Origin of the sequence: Asticcacaulis sp. YBE204 (assembly GCF_000495855.1) — a bacterium.
GTDB lineage: Bacteria > Pseudomonadota > Alphaproteobacteria > Caulobacterales > Caulobacteraceae > Asticcacaulis.
The window spans coordinates 316,612-334,296 of the sequence record NZ_AWGF01000002.1 but is presented as its reverse complement, the minus strand read 5'-3'; the positions used below and the strand labels follow the sequence as shown (position 1 = coordinate 334,296).

General features: G+C 60.9%; 19 protein-coding genes. 11 read left to right on the top strand and 8 right to left on the bottom strand.

Features of this window, described 5'->3' with window-relative positions:
- Positions 1–9 precede the first annotated feature (9 nt).
- From AEYBE204_RS25670 to AEYBE204_RS25660, 3 genes are read right to left on the bottom strand one after another with little or no spacing between them, the layout of a single operon-like run.
- The gene (locus tag AEYBE204_RS25670; RefSeq protein ID WP_023461291.1) at positions 10–945 is read right to left on the bottom strand and encodes an alpha/beta fold hydrolase; all 936 of its coding nucleotides are present in this window, start codon (positions 943–945) and stop codon (positions 10–12) included.
- Between the two features lie 24 nt (positions 946–969).
- On the bottom strand, positions 970–1,176 hold the full coding sequence (locus AEYBE204_RS25665; RefSeq protein WP_023461290.1) for a helix-turn-helix transcriptional regulator: 207 nt from the start codon (positions 1,174–1,176) through the stop codon (positions 970–972).
- Positions 1,173–1,562, bottom strand: coding sequence for a hypothetical protein (locus tag AEYBE204_RS25660; protein WP_023461289.1), 390 nt, complete (start codon positions 1,560–1,562; stop codon positions 1,173–1,175). Before AEYBE204_RS25660 ends, AEYBE204_RS25665 begins: the two co-directional genes overlap by 4 nt.
- A 163-nt stretch (positions 1,563–1,725) precedes the next feature.
- On the opposite strand from AEYBE204_RS25660, the gene AEYBE204_RS25655 reads away from it, so the two are divergent.
- The 5 genes from AEYBE204_RS25655 (at position 1,726) to AEYBE204_RS25640 (ending at position 8,029) form a co-directional block, all read left to right on the top strand.
- Positions 1,726–2,055, top strand: a complete 330-nt coding sequence (locus AEYBE204_RS25655) for a hypothetical protein (RefSeq protein WP_023461288.1) — start codon at positions 1,726–1,728, stop codon at positions 2,053–2,055.
- 141 nt (positions 2,056–2,196) lie between these two features.
- Complete coding sequence (locus tag AEYBE204_RS39360) at positions 2,197–3,825, top strand: methyl-accepting chemotaxis protein (RefSeq protein ID WP_023461287.1); 1,629 nt, start codon at positions 2,197–2,199, stop codon at positions 3,823–3,825.
- 384 nt (positions 3,826–4,209) lie between these two features.
- Complete coding sequence (locus AEYBE204_RS25650; RefSeq protein ID WP_023461286.1) at positions 4,210–4,398, top strand: YezD family protein; 189 nt, start codon at positions 4,210–4,212, stop codon at positions 4,396–4,398.
- Between the two features lie 94 nt (positions 4,399–4,492).
- Positions 4,493–6,904, top strand: a complete 2,412-nt coding sequence (locus AEYBE204_RS25645) for a TonB-dependent receptor (protein WP_023461285.1) — start codon at positions 4,493–4,495, stop codon at positions 6,902–6,904.
- A 99-nt stretch (positions 6,905–7,003) separates the two neighbouring features.
- Positions 7,004–8,029 carry a sulfate ABC transporter substrate-binding protein gene (locus tag AEYBE204_RS25640; RefSeq protein ID WP_023461284.1) on the top strand — a complete coding sequence of 342 codons (1,026 nt, stop codon included), beginning with the start codon at positions 7,004–7,006 and terminating at the stop codon, positions 8,027–8,029.
- Here AEYBE204_RS25640 and AEYBE204_RS25635 read toward each other — a convergent pair whose 3' ends face one another.
- Positions 8,030–8,341, bottom strand: a complete 312-nt coding sequence (locus AEYBE204_RS25635; RefSeq protein ID WP_023461283.1) for a rhodanese-like domain-containing protein — start codon at positions 8,339–8,341, stop codon at positions 8,030–8,032.
- Between the two features lie 189 nt (positions 8,342–8,530).
- On the opposite strand from AEYBE204_RS25635, the gene AEYBE204_RS25630 reads away from it, so the two are divergent.
- Positions 8,531–9,175 (top strand): OmpW family protein, encoded by a 645-nt coding sequence (locus AEYBE204_RS25630; protein ID WP_023461282.1) that lies wholly within the window; start codon positions 8,531–8,533, stop codon positions 9,173–9,175.
- Between the two features lie 57 nt (positions 9,176–9,232).
- On the opposite strand, the gene AEYBE204_RS25625 is transcribed toward AEYBE204_RS25630, so the two are convergent.
- On the bottom strand, positions 9,233–9,442 hold the full coding sequence (locus AEYBE204_RS25625) for a DUF2945 domain-containing protein (RefSeq protein ID WP_023461281.1): 210 nt from the start codon (positions 9,440–9,442) through the stop codon (positions 9,233–9,235).
- A 110-nt stretch (positions 9,443–9,552) separates the two neighbouring features.
- Here AEYBE204_RS25625 and AEYBE204_RS25620 point away from each other — a divergent pair, with 110 nt between their 5' ends.
- The 5 genes from AEYBE204_RS25620 to AEYBE204_RS25605 all read left to right on the top strand — a co-directional run bounded on the left by AEYBE204_RS25620 (position 9,553) and on the right by AEYBE204_RS25605 (position 13,117).
- A complete protein-coding gene (locus tag AEYBE204_RS25620) occupies positions 9,553–9,786 on the top strand; it encodes a hypothetical protein (protein WP_023461280.1) in 234 nt (77 codons plus the stop codon).
- 128 nt (positions 9,787–9,914) lie between these two features.
- A complete protein-coding gene (locus AEYBE204_RS0119955; RefSeq protein WP_031229950.1) occupies positions 9,915–10,100 on the top strand; it encodes a bacterioferritin-associated ferredoxin in 186 nt (61 codons plus the stop codon).
- Between the two features lie 45 nt (positions 10,101–10,145).
- A complete protein-coding gene (gene bfr / locus AEYBE204_RS25615; protein ID WP_023461278.1) occupies positions 10,146–10,631 on the top strand; it encodes a bacterioferritin in 486 nt (161 codons plus the stop codon).
- A gap of 237 nt (positions 10,632–10,868) precedes the next feature.
- Entirely contained in the window at positions 10,869–11,765 is an 897-nt protein-coding gene (locus AEYBE204_RS25610) for a class I SAM-dependent methyltransferase (RefSeq protein WP_023461277.1), read from the top strand.
- Positions 11,765–13,117, top strand: a complete 1,353-nt coding sequence (locus AEYBE204_RS25605; RefSeq protein WP_023461276.1) for an alpha/beta hydrolase — start codon at positions 11,765–11,767, stop codon at positions 13,115–13,117. The genes AEYBE204_RS25610 and AEYBE204_RS25605 overlap by 1 nt, the downstream gene beginning before the upstream one ends.
- A 185-nt stretch (positions 13,118–13,302) precedes the next feature.
- On the opposite strand, the gene hisN is transcribed toward AEYBE204_RS25605, so the two are convergent.
- From hisN to AEYBE204_RS25590, 3 genes are all read right to left on the bottom strand, one after another.
- The gene (gene hisN, locus AEYBE204_RS25600) at positions 13,303–14,142 is read right to left on the bottom strand and encodes a histidinol-phosphatase (RefSeq protein WP_023461275.1); all 840 of its coding nucleotides are present in this window, start codon (positions 14,140–14,142) and stop codon (positions 13,303–13,305) included.
- 155 nt (positions 14,143–14,297) lie between these two features.
- The gene (locus AEYBE204_RS25595) at positions 14,298–14,681 is read right to left on the bottom strand and encodes a helix-turn-helix domain-containing protein (RefSeq protein ID WP_023461274.1); all 384 of its coding nucleotides are present in this window, start codon (positions 14,679–14,681) and stop codon (positions 14,298–14,300) included.
- Positions 14,682–14,774: 93 nt separating this feature from the next.
- Complete coding sequence (locus AEYBE204_RS25590) at positions 14,775–17,657, bottom strand: pitrilysin family protein (RefSeq protein ID WP_031229948.1); 2,883 nt, start codon at positions 17,655–17,657, stop codon at positions 14,775–14,777.
- Positions 17,658–17,685: the final 28 nt, after the last annotated feature.

The following is a 17,685-nucleotide window of genomic DNA, read 5'->3' as shown; positions in this document are numbered from 1 at the left end:
TTCAGGAACTTATTTCAACGCTTCGGCCAATGCGGTCGCGAATGCTTCGGGCTGATCGTACATAATGAAGTGCTGGCTGTTGTCGAAGCGGCGGGCGGTGAAACGCGCCGTGCCCGTATATTGTACCTTGTAAAAGGCTTCGGTCTGTTCCGCCGTATAGGGCATGGCCGGGCTGTGCGGAAAGAACAGGACGACCTCGGCGGTAATTTTCGGCAGGTCTTTGCGCAGATCCATCGTCATGTCGTCATAGAGGGCCTGAGCGACGACGTAACGATCCGATTGCGCGCCCCACGTCGCGATACGCAGCCGGTTTTTCTCGGCCTCGGTCTTCGGCTCTCCCAATGCGGCGAGCGCGGCCTGTTGCTGGACTTTGTAGGTCGCGTCGTCGCCTTTCAGCATGTTGTCGCGCATCTGGGTGGCTTGCGGGGCGATGGTTTCCGCCGTGGCAGCGGGATTGAACAGAACCCCGATAAAGGGCAGGGCGTCGACGACGATGACCTTCGACACGCTGTCGGGGTGCTGGCTGGCCAGACGCAGCCCGGTCAGGCCGCCGAGCGAATGGCCGACGACGATCGGCTTTTGCAGTTTGTTCTGCACGATATAGGCATTAAGCGCTTCGGTCACCGGGTCGATGACCGGGCCGTTGCGGTTGGCGGCGGCGGGCTCAGGCCCGAAGCCTGCGATATTGATGACGTGCAGGCGGTACTGGCCTTTGAGCTGCGCCACCGTGGCGTCCCAGACTTCGCGAGAACAGTTGAGGCCGGGGATCAGGATGACATCCGGACCTTGGCCCACCACCTCGACCGAAAAGCGTGCGGTCTCGGCAGACGGGAAGGGCGTGGCGGCCTTGGAGCCCGACGCGCAGGCGAAGAAAATAGCGGCGGCGATGATGAACCAAAAGGCAAGGGAAGGGCGGCAACGCGCCAGAGGGCTGCGTTCGGACATGGTAATTTCCTTATGAAAAGAGGATTATATTTTGGGTCGGTACGGGTTGTCGAAGATGTCTTCGACCGGCAGGTCGAACACCCCGGCGATCCTGTAGGCAAGGTCGAGCGAGGGATCGTGCTTGTCGGACTCCACCGCGATGACGGCCTGTCGCGAGACGCCCAGTTTGGCGGCCAGATCGGCCTGGGTCAGGCCGGCGGCGGACCTCAGTTCCTTGAGCGTGGTCTTCATTTACTGCCCCGAACGAAGGGCGAGACCAGGCCGAAGCAGGCCCAGAACATCGGATAGACCAGATAGCGCTCGATCAACTGGGTTTCAGTGAAGTTCTCGATGAAGCCTATGGCGGTGCTGAGGAACAGGGTCAGGCCCATGGCGATCAGGACGCGGCGCACCATCATGGCGCGGATATATTCGTCGGAGCGCTCGATGAAACGCAGGAAGGTGACGATGGTGCCGCCGATCGGTAAGGCGGGCAGGATCGCCAGGGCATAAAGCAATGGCCCCGTAGGGTGGTTCGTCTTGATATAGAGGATCGCGCCTGTGAGCAGGCCGACATAGAGCGTCATCCAGACGATCATCTGGATCGTGTATTCGGCAGCGGGTGATTTCAGGTTCATGGGTGTAGTCCTTTAAGATGGTGAAGGACATCGGGCCGGATGTAAGGTTTAGGTTACATCTGAAAAATGTAATGTCAACCTGACATCGAAAATAAATGTCAGGTTTTCATGACATGGCCAAAGCCGGTCGTCTGTGTCAGGTTTCGCGAAACAGGAGGTATCCATGCGTAAGATCATATTCTTGAGTGGGTTGGTGACGGGTGCGGTAATCGGTCTGAGCGCGCCGGTATGGGCGGACAACGACTCGCCTCGCGTGGCGGCATTGGAGGCCCGCCTCGCGGCGATGGAAGCCCGGTTGGGTGACGGGCAGCGACTGACGCTCGACGCCGGGCGGGTCCTGACGCTGGAAGCCGGGGACGAGATTCGCCTCAGGACGGGCAGCGCGTCGCTGTCGCTTCGCAAAAATGGTCAGATCACACTCGAAGGTCAGGGCATTGATGTTAAAGACAAAAATGGAACGACCGTCAAAGGCAGCAAGATATTGTCGAACTGACCGGTAATATGCACTCGACCGATATCGCACGAAACCCTTGCAGCATAAGGCGTGGATCATAAAAAAACCGCGTTCCGTTAACTCAAATTAACCTTGTCTCTGATAGCCATGAGATGGTTTCTTTTGATAACGGATATAGAGATGACAACGGTTCAGATCGGTCGCCCGGCCATTCAGCCCAAACGTGACGGCATTCTGGCCGGTGTTCTGGTGATGGGCGTGGCGCTGGCGGCCTCGGTGGCGGTGTTCGTCACCGCTCAGCAGGCGATGAAAGCGGAAATCCGCGGCAATCTTGACGGGCTGGCGAAATCCGCCGCCGCCTTGCTAGATACGCAGACCCAGGCGCAGTTCACCGAAGCGACCGACAAGACCAGCCCTGAATATCAGGCGACGGTGGCGCCGTTTCAGAAGATGGTCAATGCCGACAAGCGCCTCGCCTTCGTCTATTCGATGGTCGAGCGCGACGGCAAGGTTCTCTTCGTCATGGACGCGCAACCCGCCGGTTCGACTTCGACGCCGTCGGCGGTGATGGACGTCTATGCCGAGGCGTCGCCCGTCCTGAAAGAGGCCTTCGCGGCCAAGGCCGCGCGCACCGAAAGCGAACCGGTCACCGACAAATGGGGCACATTCCTCAGCGGCTATGCGCCCTATTACGACGCATCGGGCACCTTTCTTGGCATGGTCGGGGTCGATATCACTCTGAAGGAATATCAGGCCAGTCTGGCGCGGGTGCAACTGGCGCTCGAAATCGGCCTGTCCATCGCGGCGATCTGCGCCATAGCCGTCGGTTGTGCCGTATTCGGCTTCCGCCGGACCATGCTGCGCAGTCAACGCGACGCCATCGCTCAGCAGGCCCGCATCGATGAGATGGAACGTCAGCGCGTCGAGGAACAGGCGCAAGAGGCGGCGCGCGCCGTCGCCCAGAAACGCGCCATGATGCACGATCTGGCCAATGAACTGGAGCGGTCCGTCAAGGCCGTGGTGACCGAGGTCGTGTCGGCGACCTCGATGCTGCACGACGAAGCCGGGAGTGTTTCCACGATTGCCGTCGATACCAAGGAGCGCACCTACAAGGTTTCGGCCATATCGCAGGACGCCGCCAGCAATTCCGCTCAGGTCGCCGCGGCGGCTGAGGAACTGACCGCGTCCATTCAGGAAATCCGTCAGCAGGCCGATCGCGCGACCGACGTCGTGCGCGCCGCCGCCGGGCGCGGTGACGCTGCCAAATCGGTGATCGAGCGCCTCAGCGCCTCGTCGGGCCGCATCGGCGACGTGGTCAGCCTGATCAACGGTATCGCCGGTCAGATCAATCTGCTGGCACTCAATGCGACGATCGAGGCCGCGCGCGCGGGCGACGCGGGCAAGGGCTTTGCGGTCGTGGCGTCGGAGGTCAAGGGTCTGTCCAACCAGGTGTCGAAGGCGCTGGGCGACATTTCCGAAATCATCGCCTCGATCCAGTCCGAAACGCGCCTGTCGGTCGAGGCGATGAACGACATGCTGAGCAGCATTCAGGCGATCGACAGCAGCACGGCGGTCATCACCGAAGCCGTCCGTCAGCAGTCGGAAGTGACGGCGGAAATCACGCATACCATCCACGCCACGGCGACCGGGGCGCGTGAAATCGCCGACAACATGATCACGGTGACCACGGCGGCCGATAATACCGGCCTTACGGCACGACGTGTGGCGGGCGCCAGCGACACTTTGCAAGGCCATGCCCGCGTGCTCAACGACAAGGTGGACGACTTCCTGAAACAGATTAGGGCGTAACGGTAACCGGGTAATGCTATCGATGGTTTCGTAAAACACCATACTACAAGTTTCTTTTAAGGTCGGGTTTATCCCGGCCTTTTTCATGTCTCGCGCGCTTCTATCGATTAGCGAAACTAAAGCTGCCGAACGCGCGTTTCAGTGCGTAAAGGCCTGTGTCACGTGATCTTGTGGGTCGTATTAATATATTTTATTTATATATATCAAATATATAAACTCACATTTTGACAGTCGCATATCCATGCATAGTTGCCACCGCCACAACCAGCCTTGTGGCGACTTTAAGGCATGATTTCTAAACTCACGCAAAATTCGATTGACGAAAACCGGGTTATATACAACTTATCTGGTTGTAATTAACGCCTTCCGTTGTGAGAGATTTCGATGAGCCAGGTCCATTCTCTGAACCCGACCCTTTCCGCTGCGCGTCGTCTGAGCGAAGCCGAGGAACATATCCTCAGCGCCATCGGTCAGATCCGTTACGGCTCGGTCGAGGTGGTGATCCACGACTCGCGCATCGTTCAGATCGAGAAGAGCGAAAAGGTCCGCTTCGAGACGAAGCGCGACGCCTGATCAAGTTTCAGTACCGCCGCGACAACGCGGCGTTTGCATACAAGCCAAAAAAATACCCAGAAAACCGCACCGCACATAATCAAAGGCTACCTCCATGTCCTCCTCCCTTAAGACCAAATCGGGCGTCTTTACGCTCGCCCTGCTGGCCAGCGTCTCGTCGCTCGCCGTCACCCACGCCTATGCCGCCGATGCGCCGGCCGCTGCGGCTGACGATGTCGCCGACGCCGCCGACAAGGCCAAGAACGACATCACCGACGTCTACATCACCGCCCGCCGCAAGTCGGAAAACATTCAGGACGTGCCGATTTCCGTGACCGCCGTCAGCGGTGCGCAACTGGAAGCGCAAGGCATCAACAATGTCGAGCAACTGACCCGCGCCCAGCCGTCGATCCAGCTCATCACGCAGAACCCGCGCAATACCGCGACCACGATCCGCGGCCTTGGGTCGACCATCGGCCTGACCAATGACGGTCTGGAGCAGGGCGTCGGCATTTATGTCGACGAAGTCTTCTACGCCCGTCCGGGTTCGGCGGTCGCCGATCTGATCGACGTCGAGCGCATCGAAGTGCTGCGCGGCCCGCAAGGCACGCTGTTCGGCAAGAACACGACGGCGGGCGCGCTGAACATCACGACGCGTGCGCCGACCTTCACGCCGGAAGCGACGCTGGAAGCGACCGTCGGGAACTACGGCTTCCTGCAAGGCAAGGCCATCATTTCCGGCCCGCTGATCGACGGCAAGCTGGCCGGTCGTCTGGCGGTCGGTGCTACCAAGCGCGACGGCCTCTATGAAAATGTCACGACGAAGACGAAGCAGAACGACCTGAACAGTCAGGTTCTGCGCGCGCAACTGTTGTGGACGCCTAACGACACGCTCACCGGTCGTTTCAGCTATGACTACGCCTATCAGGATCCGGAAGCCAATACGCAGGCTTTCGTGCGTGCCGGTACGACGCTGCGCGCCGCCAACCGTCAGTTCGCTTTCCTGTCGCAACAGGCCGGCGGCTATCAGCCGGCCTCGACCAATCCCTATGACCGTCTGGTTGACGTGAACGGTGAGATCCAGGCCAAACAGCGCATCAATGGGGCCTCGGCGACCTTCAACTGGGATTTGGGCGACACGACCCTGACCTCGATCACGGCATGGCGCAAGTGGGAGTGGTGGCCGCAGAACGACCGCGACTATACTTCGCTGTCGATTCGCACCAAGTCGAGCAATCCGTCGGATCAGAAGCAACTCAGTCAGGAAGTCCGTTGGGCCTCGAACGGCGACAACACGATCGACTGGGTCGTCGGGGCCTATGCCTTCAAACAGCGCGTCGAAACCAACGGCACCGAAGCCTGGGGCAAGGACGCCGCCTGGTGGCTGATCGGCACCACGACCGGCTCGCCGGCCGTCGCCGTGCCGTCGAACCTGCTCGACGGTTACGAGCAAAAGCTGCACGCGGTCGGCAAGACGACCTCCTACGCGGTGTTTGGGCAACTGACGTGGAACGTGACGGACAAATTCAAGGTCACGCCGGGCCTGCGCTACACGACCGAAGACAAGTACCAGCTTTACCAGCAGGTCGCTTCGGGCGGTCTGGCGACGACCAATTCGGCGCTCATCTCGGCCAAGAACGGCATCTCGCGGACCTATGCCTATACGGCGGAACTGAGCGACAGCAAGCTGACGGGTCAACTCAGCCTGTCCTACGATCTGGCGCCGGACGTCCTGTCCTACCTGACCTTCTCGAAGGGTTACAAGTCGGGCGGCATCAACGCGGCGGGTATCCCGACCGACAGCGCCGGCAACCCGGTTATCCAGAGCGCCGTGCTGCGCCCTGAAAACGTCAGCGGCATCGAACTGGGCTTCAAGACGCAGTTCTGGGACAAGCGCGGGACGCTGAACCTCGCCATCTACTCGAACGACGTGAAAGACTATCAGGCCAACGTCGTCGACTCGAACACAGGTTCGCTGCGCGGCTATCTGGCCAATGTTGAAAAGGTCGAGGTCAAGGGCGTCGAACTCGACGGTCGCTGGCGTCCGATCGACGGCTTCAATATCTGGGGCACGGTCAGCTACACCGACGGCAAATACGCTTCGTTCACCAACGCCCCGGCACCGCTGGAACTGCAAGCGTCGGGCACGTCGATTGCCGACCTGAGCGGCAAGGACCTGCCGGGTGTGTCGAAGTGGGCGGGTTCGCTGGGTGGCGAATACACCTGGAATGCACCGTTCGGCGCGCTGACGGGCGACGCCTATATCAGCGGCGATGTCTCCTACCGTTCGGAATGGAACTCGGACGCCTCGGTGTCGAAATACGCCGTGGTCGACGAATCGACCATCGCCAATCTGCGCCTCGGCTACCGCGCCAGCGGCGGCACGGAAATCTTCCTGTGGGTCAAGAACGCCTTCGACGAAGAGTACCTGCAATTCCTGACCATCCAGCAGGGCAATTCGGGCGCGCTCTTCGGCCAGCCGGGCGATCCGCGCACCTTCGGCGTGACCCTGCGCAAGTCGTTTTAAGTCTACATCCTCCCCTGTACGCAGGAGAGGATACATTTTCCTTGGTGAGACTAAGGGCGTCTGTTTTGATACAGGCGCCCGCTTTTTTGGATATGAGCCATGACATTGCCCCTCAACCGCCGCCACCTGATGATGTCCGCCGGGGTGGGCCTGACGCTATTGTCGGCCTGCGGGCAAAAGCCCGCCGAGGGCAAGGCGATTGAACTGCTCAATGTGTCATATGATCCGACACGTGAACTTTATACCGAATATAATGCCGCCTTTGCCAAGTACTGGCTCGACAAGACCGGGCAGGCCGTAACGGTCCGTCAGTCGCACGGCGGTTCCGGCAAGCAGGCGCGGGCGGTTATCGAAGGCCTTGAGGCCGATGTGGTGACGCTGGCTCTGTCCGACGATATCGACGCGCTGGTGCGCAAGGCTTCGCTGTTGCCTGCCGGATGGGACGCGCGGCTGCCCAATCATTCCGCGCCCTATACCTCGATCATCGTCTTTCTGGTGCGCAAGGGTAATCCGAAAGGCATCAAAGACTGGGGCGATCTGATCAAGCCAGGGGTAGGGGTGATCACGCCGAACCCGAAAACCGGCGGTGGCGCGCGCTGGAACTATCTGGCGGGCTATGCATGGGCGCTGAAAACCTATGGCGGCGACGAAGCTAAGGCCGAGGACTATGTGAAGCGCCTCTACGCCAATGTGCCGGTGCTCGACACCGGCGCGCGGGGCTCGACCACGACCTTCGTCCAGCGCGGCGTCGGCGATGTCCTGCTGACGTGGGAGAACGAGGCGCATCTGGCGGTCAGCGAACCGGGCGGCGAGAACTTCGAGATCGTCACGCCGCCGACCTCGATTCTGGCCGAGCCGCCGGTGGCGTGGGTCGATCGCGTGGTGGATAAGAAAAAGACCCGCGTTGTGGCGGAGGCCTATCTGACTTATCTCTACAGCGAGGCAGGGCAGGATATCATCGGTAAACACCACTACCGTCCCAGCGTTCCGGCGGTTGCGGCGCGCTATGCGGATCGCTTTCCGGCAGTGACGCTGAGCACGATCCGCGATCTGGGGGGCTGGGACGCGGTGCAGGCCAAACACTTCGAGGACGGTGGTATCTTCGACCGCATTACGCGGAAATAGTTATGGCTCGACGGGGAGGCCCTCGGCGATCCAGCCTCGAATGCCGGGGGCTAGATGGGCGTCGGCCTCGATCCCGAAGGCCTGAGCCGCTTCGATGGCGCGCAGCGATCGCACGCCGCCCGCGCACATGAAAATGATCTCTTTCCCGTCCTGAGGCAGTTCGCCAGGATGGAAGGTCGACAGCGGCTGGTTGACGCTGCCCGCGATGCGCGCCTGTTCGAATTCGTAGTCTTCACGCACGTCGATCAGATGGATCTGACCGCTGTCGAGGGCGGTCTGGACTTCGGCGGGCGTGAGGTTGCGGACGGACATGGCAGGCTCCTTGGTCTTTGTTCCGTCATACAGGCCTCCGTGCGCTATCGCCATAAAAATATGACCTTTTGCCGCGCGTCATCCGGCCTCTGAGGCAGGCGGTCGCGCGGCGGAATGCGCAGGTCACAGGGCAGCGTTTTGCGCCTAAACCCCTCTCAACGGATTTACACCGAGAGAGGACATTTCGTTATGAAAGCCGCATATTGTATCGCCGCCAGCCTTCTGGCGCTCGCCACCGGTCACGCGTCTGCGCAGGATTTTACGCCAAAGGCCAAGGGGCAGTTCATCATCACCACGCGCGTCACCTCTGTCGCGCCGGAAGAGACGGGTGACATCCTGACGGCGGCGGGTGCCGATTCCGGGCTGGATGTGAAGGTCAGCGACGACACCATCCCCAGCCTCGGCTTCACCTATTTCCTGACCGATCACGTCGCCGTCGAAGCCATCCTCGGCACCTCGAAGCACGAGGTCCGCGCCGTGGGCGGTGCGACCGACGTGAAGGTACATTCGACCTATGTGCTGCCGCCGGTCGTCTCCGTACAGTATCACTTCAACCCCAAGGGCCGCGTCAGTCCCTATGTGGGCGCGGGCGTCAACGCCATGATCTTCTATAACGACAAGAACTATAACGGTTTCGACGTGAAACTGGACAACGGCGTCGGCTATGCGCTTCAGGCCGGGGTCGATGTTGCCGTCAAAGGCAAGTGGTCAGTCAATGTCGATGCGAAGAAAGTCTTTTTCGACACAGATGCGGATATCAACAAGGGCGCGCTCAAATCCGACGTGACGCTCGATCCGTGGGTGGTTTCGGTGGGCGTAGGCTACCGGTTCTAACGGTCGTCTTCACCGAACGGGGATGGTCGCCTTTGCGGGTTGTGAGGCCATCCCTTTTTATTTCCTGGTGAGCGCGTCCGGTTTGTGCGCGGCCTTCGCGCCGGTTTTAGCGCTTTCGACCAGATATTGCGGGTCATCTTTCGACGCTGCCACGTGATGCGACTTGATGTCGGTAGGCGCGGTCAGCTTCTTTTTCACCATGCCATGGGTTTCGCCCTGAGACGTGTCCCACGCCACCTTATCGCCGGGTTTGAAGGTTTTGGTCATGCTCGATCTCCTGCGCACTCAATGTGCCGAAGCGCGAATCAGAAGGCGATGCGGATTGATAGGGGCGGGCGCTTCTGCTAACAGGACGCAAAATCACCGGAGTTAGCCCCTTGACCACTCTCACCGTCACCGAAGCCCTTGAAAACGTCTATGCCTCGATGATCGCGGACAATGCCGATCTCGATTCGCACATCGCGGCGCTGAAAAAGACGCTGGCGGCCGAAGGTCTCAAGGAAGCGGTATTCGAGCCGTCGCGTTTGGCGCAGAACAACCGTCAGGGCCGCAAGCTGATGCAGTCCTACTTCAAGAAGCGCGGCGTGACGGTCAGTTTCAAGGAAGCCTGACGGTCGCCACGTACCGCAATCGAAGAATCGCCCGCGCTCTTTGCAAGTGACTTGCAATTGAATTCGCAATCTGATAATTGAGACACATTCTCAGAGGCATTCACACGGGTTTCACCCAGGGTTCGGCTGTGTACGTTTGTAATTGTAACGCAATTCGCGAAAGAGATGCGCAAAAGGCCATTATGTGCGGCGCCGCGACCGTAAAAGCCGTTTTCGACCATTGCCAGACCCGCGCCCAGTGCGCCAAATGCGTTTGCGACATCCGGCAGATGATCGACGACGTGAGCGCCACAGTACGACTGGCCGCCGAATAGGTCGTCTGTCTCCATACTGCCGCCAACACGAAACGGAGCGGCACCATGAAGGGCAATCCTCAGGTTATCAAACTACTCAACACCGTCCTCACCAACGAGCTGACGGCGATCAATCAGTATTTCCTGCACGCGCGTATGCTGGAAAACTGGGGCCTGACGCATCTGGGCCGCATCGTCTATCAGGAATCGATCGAGGAGATGAAGCACGCCGACCTGCTCATCAAGCGCATCTTCTTCCTCGACGGTCTGCCGAATTTGCAGGACCTGCACAAGCTGAAGATCGGCGAGACGATCACCGAATGCCTGACCGCCGATCTGTCGGTCGAGGTACGCGGCCACAAGACTCTGGTCGAGGCGGTGAAGTACTGTGAAGAGCACGCCGACTACGTCAGCCGTGAGCTGTTCAAGAAGATCCTGTCGGACACCGAGCACCATATCGACTGGCTGGAGACCCAGCTCAACCTGATCAAGATGATGGGCGAGCCGAACTACCTGCAAAGCGCGATGAAGGAAATCGAAGGCGAGGGGTAGATTCCTTACTCATACTCCCCCGTCACACGGGGGAGGTGGCGTTGAACGAAGTGAAACGACGGGGGGGGGCCTTTGTAGAAACCGCAAGGCCCCCCTCTGTCACTTCGTGACATCTCCCCCACAAGTGGGGGAGTATGAAAGCCGGGTTTTCAACAGGAACTATAATAATTTGCCCTTTGACCTTTCGTCATATAGCCCCTAACTTTCCCGCACAGGAACAAGGTGCAAGGTGGCGTATTGGCGCATAGGCTAGACAGGTTAAGGCTCGATCGTCGCCGCGTCCTCAGACTGGGCGCGGCCGGCAGTGCGGCAGCGCTACTGGCGGCCTGCGGCAAGAAGGACAAGGCACCCGGCGGCCTGAAATCCGAAGAGGGGTCGCTGGCCTGGGCCGTATCGGGACCGTGGCGCAGCCAGCTCGACCGCGAGCGCGACAGGTTCCGTCACCCCATCGAAACCCTCGATTTCTTTGAGATCAAGCCGAAGGATACCGTCCTCGATATGTGGCCGGGTGCCGGTTATATGACCGATATTCTCGCGCCGTGGCTGGCCAGCGGCAAGGGCCATTACGTCGCGGGCCTGATCGAGACCGACGCTGCGGCCCCCGAAGCGGCCACCCTCACCGAACAGTACAAGGCGCGTTTTTCCGCCGACAAGAAACTCTATGGCGAGATGGCCTATACGGCGTTCGGCCCCAATTCCGGCCCGTTGGCCGATACCGAAAGCGTCGATGCGGTCCTGTTCCTGCTGGTGCTGCACGACTGGATGGCGGCGGGCATCGCCGAAAAGGCCTTCATGGACGCGATGGCCGTCCTCAAACCCGGCGGCATCCTCGGTATCGAGCAGCACCGCTCCGACATCGGCAATGCGCAGGACCCGGCGGCAACCAACGGCTATGTGCAGGAGCCCTTCGTCAAGCAACTGGCGTCGGAAGCGGGTTTCGAGTTCGTCGAAGCCAGCGAAATCAATGCCAACCCCAAGGATAACAAGTCGCATCCGTTCGGCGTATGGACCCTGCCGCCGCAACGCCTGACCGCGCCGCGCGGTGAGCCTGCAAATCCTGAATTTGATGGTACACTCTACGAATCCATCGGTGAGAGTGACCGAATGACCCTGAAATTTAAGAAGCCCGGATAATGAGTCGCATCGCCGCCCTGTCGTCCACAGCCCCCCTGATGGCCATTCCCGAATCCCGTCCGCCTGAAGGCGGCGTCGGCGAATGGTTCCGTGGCGCCGGTGGCTTGCGTCTGCGACTGGGCTTCTGGCAGCCCAAGGGGCCTGCGCGCGGCACGGTCTTCGTCAGCCCCGGACGTTCGGAACCGATCGAGAAATATTACGAGGTCGTCGCCGATTTGCTGAGCCGCCGGTTCTGCGTTGTGGTCCACGACTGGCGCGGGCAGGGGTTGTCGGCGCGGTTGCTGCCCGATCGTCTGAAAGGCCACGCGCGCTCGACCGAGGAATTTCTCGACGATTATCAGCGGCTTCTCGACGGGTTTGAGGACCGCGCGCCCAAGCCGTGGATCATGATGGGCCATTCGATGGGCGCGGCGCTCAATCTGTCGACTTTGATCAAGGGCGAGGAGCGTTTCGGCGCGGCGATCTTCATCAACCCCATGCTGCGCATCAAGACCGGCAAGCATTCCCTGTGGTCGGTCTCGTTCCAGACCGACTGGAAGGTGCGCCACGGTCAGGGCACCGACTACGTGCCGGAGCTGTTCGACGATCCGTTCGAGCACACCTTTGAGGATGACGCCCTGTGCCACGACGAGCACCGCTACAATATCTGGCGCGAGCAGCTGTTCGCCTGCCCGCATCTGGCCATCGGTACGCCGACCTGGGGCTGGCTGAACTTCGCGCTGAAGATCGGCGAGACCCTGCTCAAGGACAAGGGCAAGCTGATCAAGAAGGTCCGCACGCCGGTGTCGATCATCTGTTCCGGCGACGACACCCTGATGATGAAACAGCCGTCGAAAATGTTCGCCAAGAAGCTGCCCAAGGGCCGCTATGTGGAAATCGCCGGAGCGGATCATGAAATCCTGATGGAGCTGGACGAATATCGCCGTCCGTTCTGGGCCGAGTTCGACGAGATGGCCGAGGCGACCCTGCCCGCGCCGGTGACCTTTGCGCCGCCGCCGGTCAGCGATGCGCCGACCAGCGTGGTCGAGGCCGCGCCCGTGCCGGTGAGCGCCGAGGTCTTTGATTCGCTCGTGCCGGAAGACGTGCCCCTACCTGATCCGGCGGTCGAAGGGCCGGAAGACAATCTGAGCGTCGCGCCGCCGGTTGAGGTGGAAGACGAGTCGGCTGAACCCGCGCCTGATGCGCCGAAACCGGCCTTGTTCGTGGCCTATGAATTGAGCGACGTCCCGGCTTATGCGCCGCCGCTGGAACCGGCTGAGGAGATTGAGATCGTCGACTGGGAAGAGGCGGTCAGCGGCGAAAAGGTCGAGCCTGAAGCACCGGCCAAACCGGACGGCCAGCAGAGCGCTTGATTCCCCACCTCCCTACGCAGTGGGGAGGTGGCGCGAAGCGCCGGAGGGGTATAACGCCAAGCATTTCACCATGCTTCGGCGTTTGGAGTCGTAACCCTCCGTCAGCCCTGCGGGCTGCCACCTCCCCGCAAAGCAGGGAGGTGGGAGTAAATCCATTTTTTAGAACATCGCTCCAGACTAAAACCCTAATGAGGATCAGCGGGGCGGGACGACAGTGACAGGTGCGCCAGTGCCTCGGTCAGGACAGCGCGCGATCCGGCGGCGATGACCTGACCGCCGTAAGAGCCGACCGGTTCGCCCACCCAGTCGGTGACGATGCCGCCTGCGTTTTCGATGACCGGGATGATGGCGTCGATATCCCACGCCTTGAGCCCGGTTTCGAGCGCGGCGTCCATCGTGCCTTGTGCGACCATCGCAAAGGCATAGGCGTCGCAGCCGTAACGGATCAGCTTGGCCGCCAGCCGCGTGTGGTTGAACGCGGCCACTTCGTCGCCGCTGTACAGATGCGGGTCGGTGGTGGCGATGACGGCGGCGGATAACCCGGTGCAATCGCGGACCTTCAACGGCGTCGAGCCTTCGGGCGTGACCAGACGCGACCCCAGCGGCGAGCCGAGGAAGACTTCTTTCAGATAGGGTTGCGAAATAAGACCCAGAATGGGACGCCCTTGAAAGCGCAGACCAATCAGGGTCGTCCATAACGGCAGACCCGAAATAAAGGCGCGCGTGCCATCGACGGGGTCGAGCACCCAGACGAAATCGGCGTCCGGACGGATCGTGCCGTATTCTTCGCCGATGATGCCGTGGTCGGGATAGTGTGCCTCGATCAGGGCGCGAATGGCGCGCTCGGCGCCCTTGTCGGCTTCTGTCACAGGATCGAAAAAGACGTCGGCGCGGCTGGCATTACCCTTGTTGATCTCGGCCAGATCGCGGGCGCGGAACAAAGGCAGGGCGACGTCGGCGGCGGCTTGCGCCAGAGTCAACGCGAAGGCTTCGAGGGTCGCGAGTTCCGCCGGGGAGGGGGCCATGAGTCACCTTGCGCTGTATATGTGTGCGCAGGTGTAGAGACAGAGCCGTCAAAGTTCAATTGTAAAAGGTCCGGGCCGTCTTTTACGCGACGACCCGGTTACGCCTACTGTACGCAACGCTTACAAAACGAGGAACGAAGAGACCAAACAGACGCTTAGGCGGCCTGTTCGCTTTCGCCATTGAGCGACTTGGCGAGGTCGAGCAGGCGGCGGCGCGGACGCTCCGACAGGCGGTAATAGGCCTGAATGAGGTCGAGGGTTTCCTTGCGCGAAAAGACTTCGATGCCTTCGTTCTGGACGGCGGCAACTTCGGTCTTTTCGTCGGTCAGGCCGTCGTAGAAGTAGTTGATCGGGGTTTCCAGCGCTTTAGCCAGCTGGAACAGGCGGGCGGCGGAGATGCGGTTGGCGCCGCATTCATACTTCTGGATCTGCTGGAAGCGGATGCCGACGGCCAGCGCCAGTTGCTGCTGGGTCAGGCCCAGAAGGCGGCGGCGGCGGCGCAGGCGTTTGCCTAGGTGCAGATCGATATCGGTAGCCATAGGTTTGATCCCTCGTTCGTTGAAAAAGCGTACCGTTTCGGGACGGTTCGCTTATCTGGGTTCAAACTCCGTGCCAGCGTTATGTGAGCTTCATCAGGACGCCCGCGACTCGCCCTTGGGCACCGGCAGGACCAGCACCTTCATCGCCTTGTCGGGGTTGAGATACTGCTTGGCCAGGTCCTGTACCTGCGCCGGGGTAACGGCCTCGATCAGGGCCTTGCGCTTCAGCGCATAGTCGCGCTGACCCGGATTGTCGGCCGCACCCGGCAGCAACCCCAGCCAGTAGCCATTGGTGCGCGTTTCCTCATTCAGGCGCGTCAGCAGCAACTGCCGCGCCCTGAGAAGTTCATCGGCGGATGGCGGCTGCGTCTTCACGCCGTCGACCAGAGCCAGAAAGCTGTCGTAAAAGCCGGTTTCGGCGCCGGGATAGATCTGCACCGTGGCGGACAGATAGCCGAATCCCTTGAACGTCGTCGAGGTCACGTTGCGCGCCAATGGTACATAGGTCGAACCCGTCTCGGCGCGTCCGGCCTCGTAGTGGCGCAGGCTGATCACCTCGGCCAGAAGATCGAGCCCGACGGCGGTTTCCGGGCTTGTGTAACGGTCGGTGGTGGGAAAGGCGATCAGAACCAGCGCCTGTTCGGCACCGCCCTGATGGTAGAGAGTCTTGAACAGGCCCGATGTCGGGAAATGCACCTCGCTGCCACCGTCGACCGTGGCATAGGTCGCGGGCAGCTTGGCCAGTGTCCCGAAGGTGGCGTCGAGCGCCGGGCGCGCCTGATCGACGGTGATATCGCCGACGATGGTGATCTCCACCGGTGCATCGCGCAAGGACGCCCTCACGATCCCGGCCAGCGTCTCGTTGCTGAGGGTGGTGAAGTCGGCCTGCGACAGGGGCGTCACCCGGCTGTCGTTATTGTACAGAATCCGCGCCAGGTGCAGGCCCAGCACACCTGACGGGCTGGTATTGGTGTAGGTGTAGAACGACGGCACGGTGTGTCGGACGCGCTCCAGATAACCGGGGTCGAAGGCCGCGTCGCTGTAGAAGGCGCGCAGCACCTGCATTTGCAGTGTGAAATCCTTCGTGCCGCTCTGGCCGAACAGGACGGCGGCGTCATCGGTCATGTGGTAGCTGAGGTTGAAATTGACCCCGGCCATCGATTCGTTGATCTCGGCGGCGCTCATCTTGACCAGACCGCCTTCAAACAGGTCGTAGAAGTTCAGCGCAAAAACCGGCGTCGGGGCTTTCGGCGACAGACGTTTCAATCCGCCCGCCGAGCGTACCGTGACCACGACTTCGTTAGCCTTGAGCTTTGTCGTCTTGATATTGACCGTGACGCCATTGGCATAGGTCAGGCGCGTATAGTCGAGCGCCTCGTCGCGGACGGTTTTGACCGGGCCCTGCGCAGCGCCGAAATCGTCATAGGCCCAAGCCTTGGCGGCGGTATCTTCGGGCGGCGAGAGCTTGGCTTTCGACAGTTCGGCATAGTGCGTCTCGATAGCCTTGGCATCCAGTCCGGCGACCGGCGCGGGGCCGATCAGCGAGATCAGCGGCCCATCGCGCCTGAGCAGGTCTTTGAGATAGGCGTTCATCGCCTCACGCGTCAGCTGCGGCTTGAGGCTTTCGTAAAACGCCACATCCTGCGACGGCGTGTTGATGACGTAACGCCCGTCGATCGAACCGGCGACCATGTCGGCCAGCCATTCGTTCGACCGCGTCGCTTCCCCGGCCTTGCGTTGTTGCAAACTGGCCTCGTAGTCGGCGGCAGCGCGCTGATACTCGGCCTCGGTAAAGCCGAATTCGCCCGCCTGACGAATCAGTTCGACGGCCAACGACATGGCCTCCTGCGTCTGGCCGGGCTTCGGCATAACAAAGAAACCGGCGCTGTCGCCGGTGCGCTGAAAGTGACCGGTATTGATACTGGCGCGGGTGATGGGGGAATCGGCCTTCGCCGCGGCGCGCTCAAGACGCGCGTTAAGCGCCGCCAGAACCAGATTTTCCAGCATCATGTCGCGAACGAGGTCGCGGTTCTGAAAGCGCATTTCGACAGGCTTAAGCCACGTAATGTCGATGATTTCGGGTAGACCTGGCTCGAAATAGGTATAGGCGCGCGGCCCTTTCGCGGTGAACGCCCCCGGATCGCGCTTCGGATAGTCGGGCGTTTTCGCTTTCCAGCCGCCGAAGGTCTTTTGCAGACGCTTTTCGATTTGATCGACATCGACGTCGCCGACGATGACCAGAGTCGTCAGATCGGGACGGTAGAAGCTGTTGTAGAAATTGATGATCGACTCGCGCGGCGTATAGAGCACGATGTCGCGCTGACCCTTTTGCGGGCGCTCGGCCAGCAACTGACCGGCAAAGGCCGTGCGCAGCCAGTTCTCGTAGTGGCGCTCCAGCGGCCGGGCCTGATTGACCATCTGGGTCACCACCAGATCGCGGTCGCGTTGCAAAGCGGCCTCCGGGAAGGTCAGACCGAAGGCCATGTCCTGCATGACGGTGAAGCCGGTCTCCAGCGTGGCTTCGTCGTTGCGTGGCAGGGTAATCTGATAATTGGTCTCGCCTTCGGAAACGCGGGCCTGCTGACCGGCCCCCATCTGGATGCCCTGACGTTCAAGCTGACGGAACAGGTCGCCCTGCGGGTAGTGAGCCGAGCCGGAAAAGGCCATATAGGTGATCAGGTTGGCAATGCCGCTCTCTTCGTCGGCCTCGTCCAGCACGCCCGCACCGACACGCAGACGCATGACAACCTTGCCGGGCTGAGTCCCGTTGGGGTAGATGACGTAGGTCATGCCGTTGGCCAGTCGCCCGAAGCGGGCCGTCGGATCGACCGGCAGGTCGGAATGGATATGGGCGAACTGCGCCCCGGACTTGCCGGCTTTCAAGGGTTCGGCATAGGCGGTCACGTCGGCACCGACCCAGACCCCCGGCACCGCCAGAGCGACCGCCATTCCCAACACCCATGCCTTGAACCGCATTCCGGACTCCTATCCTGTCCGTGTAACT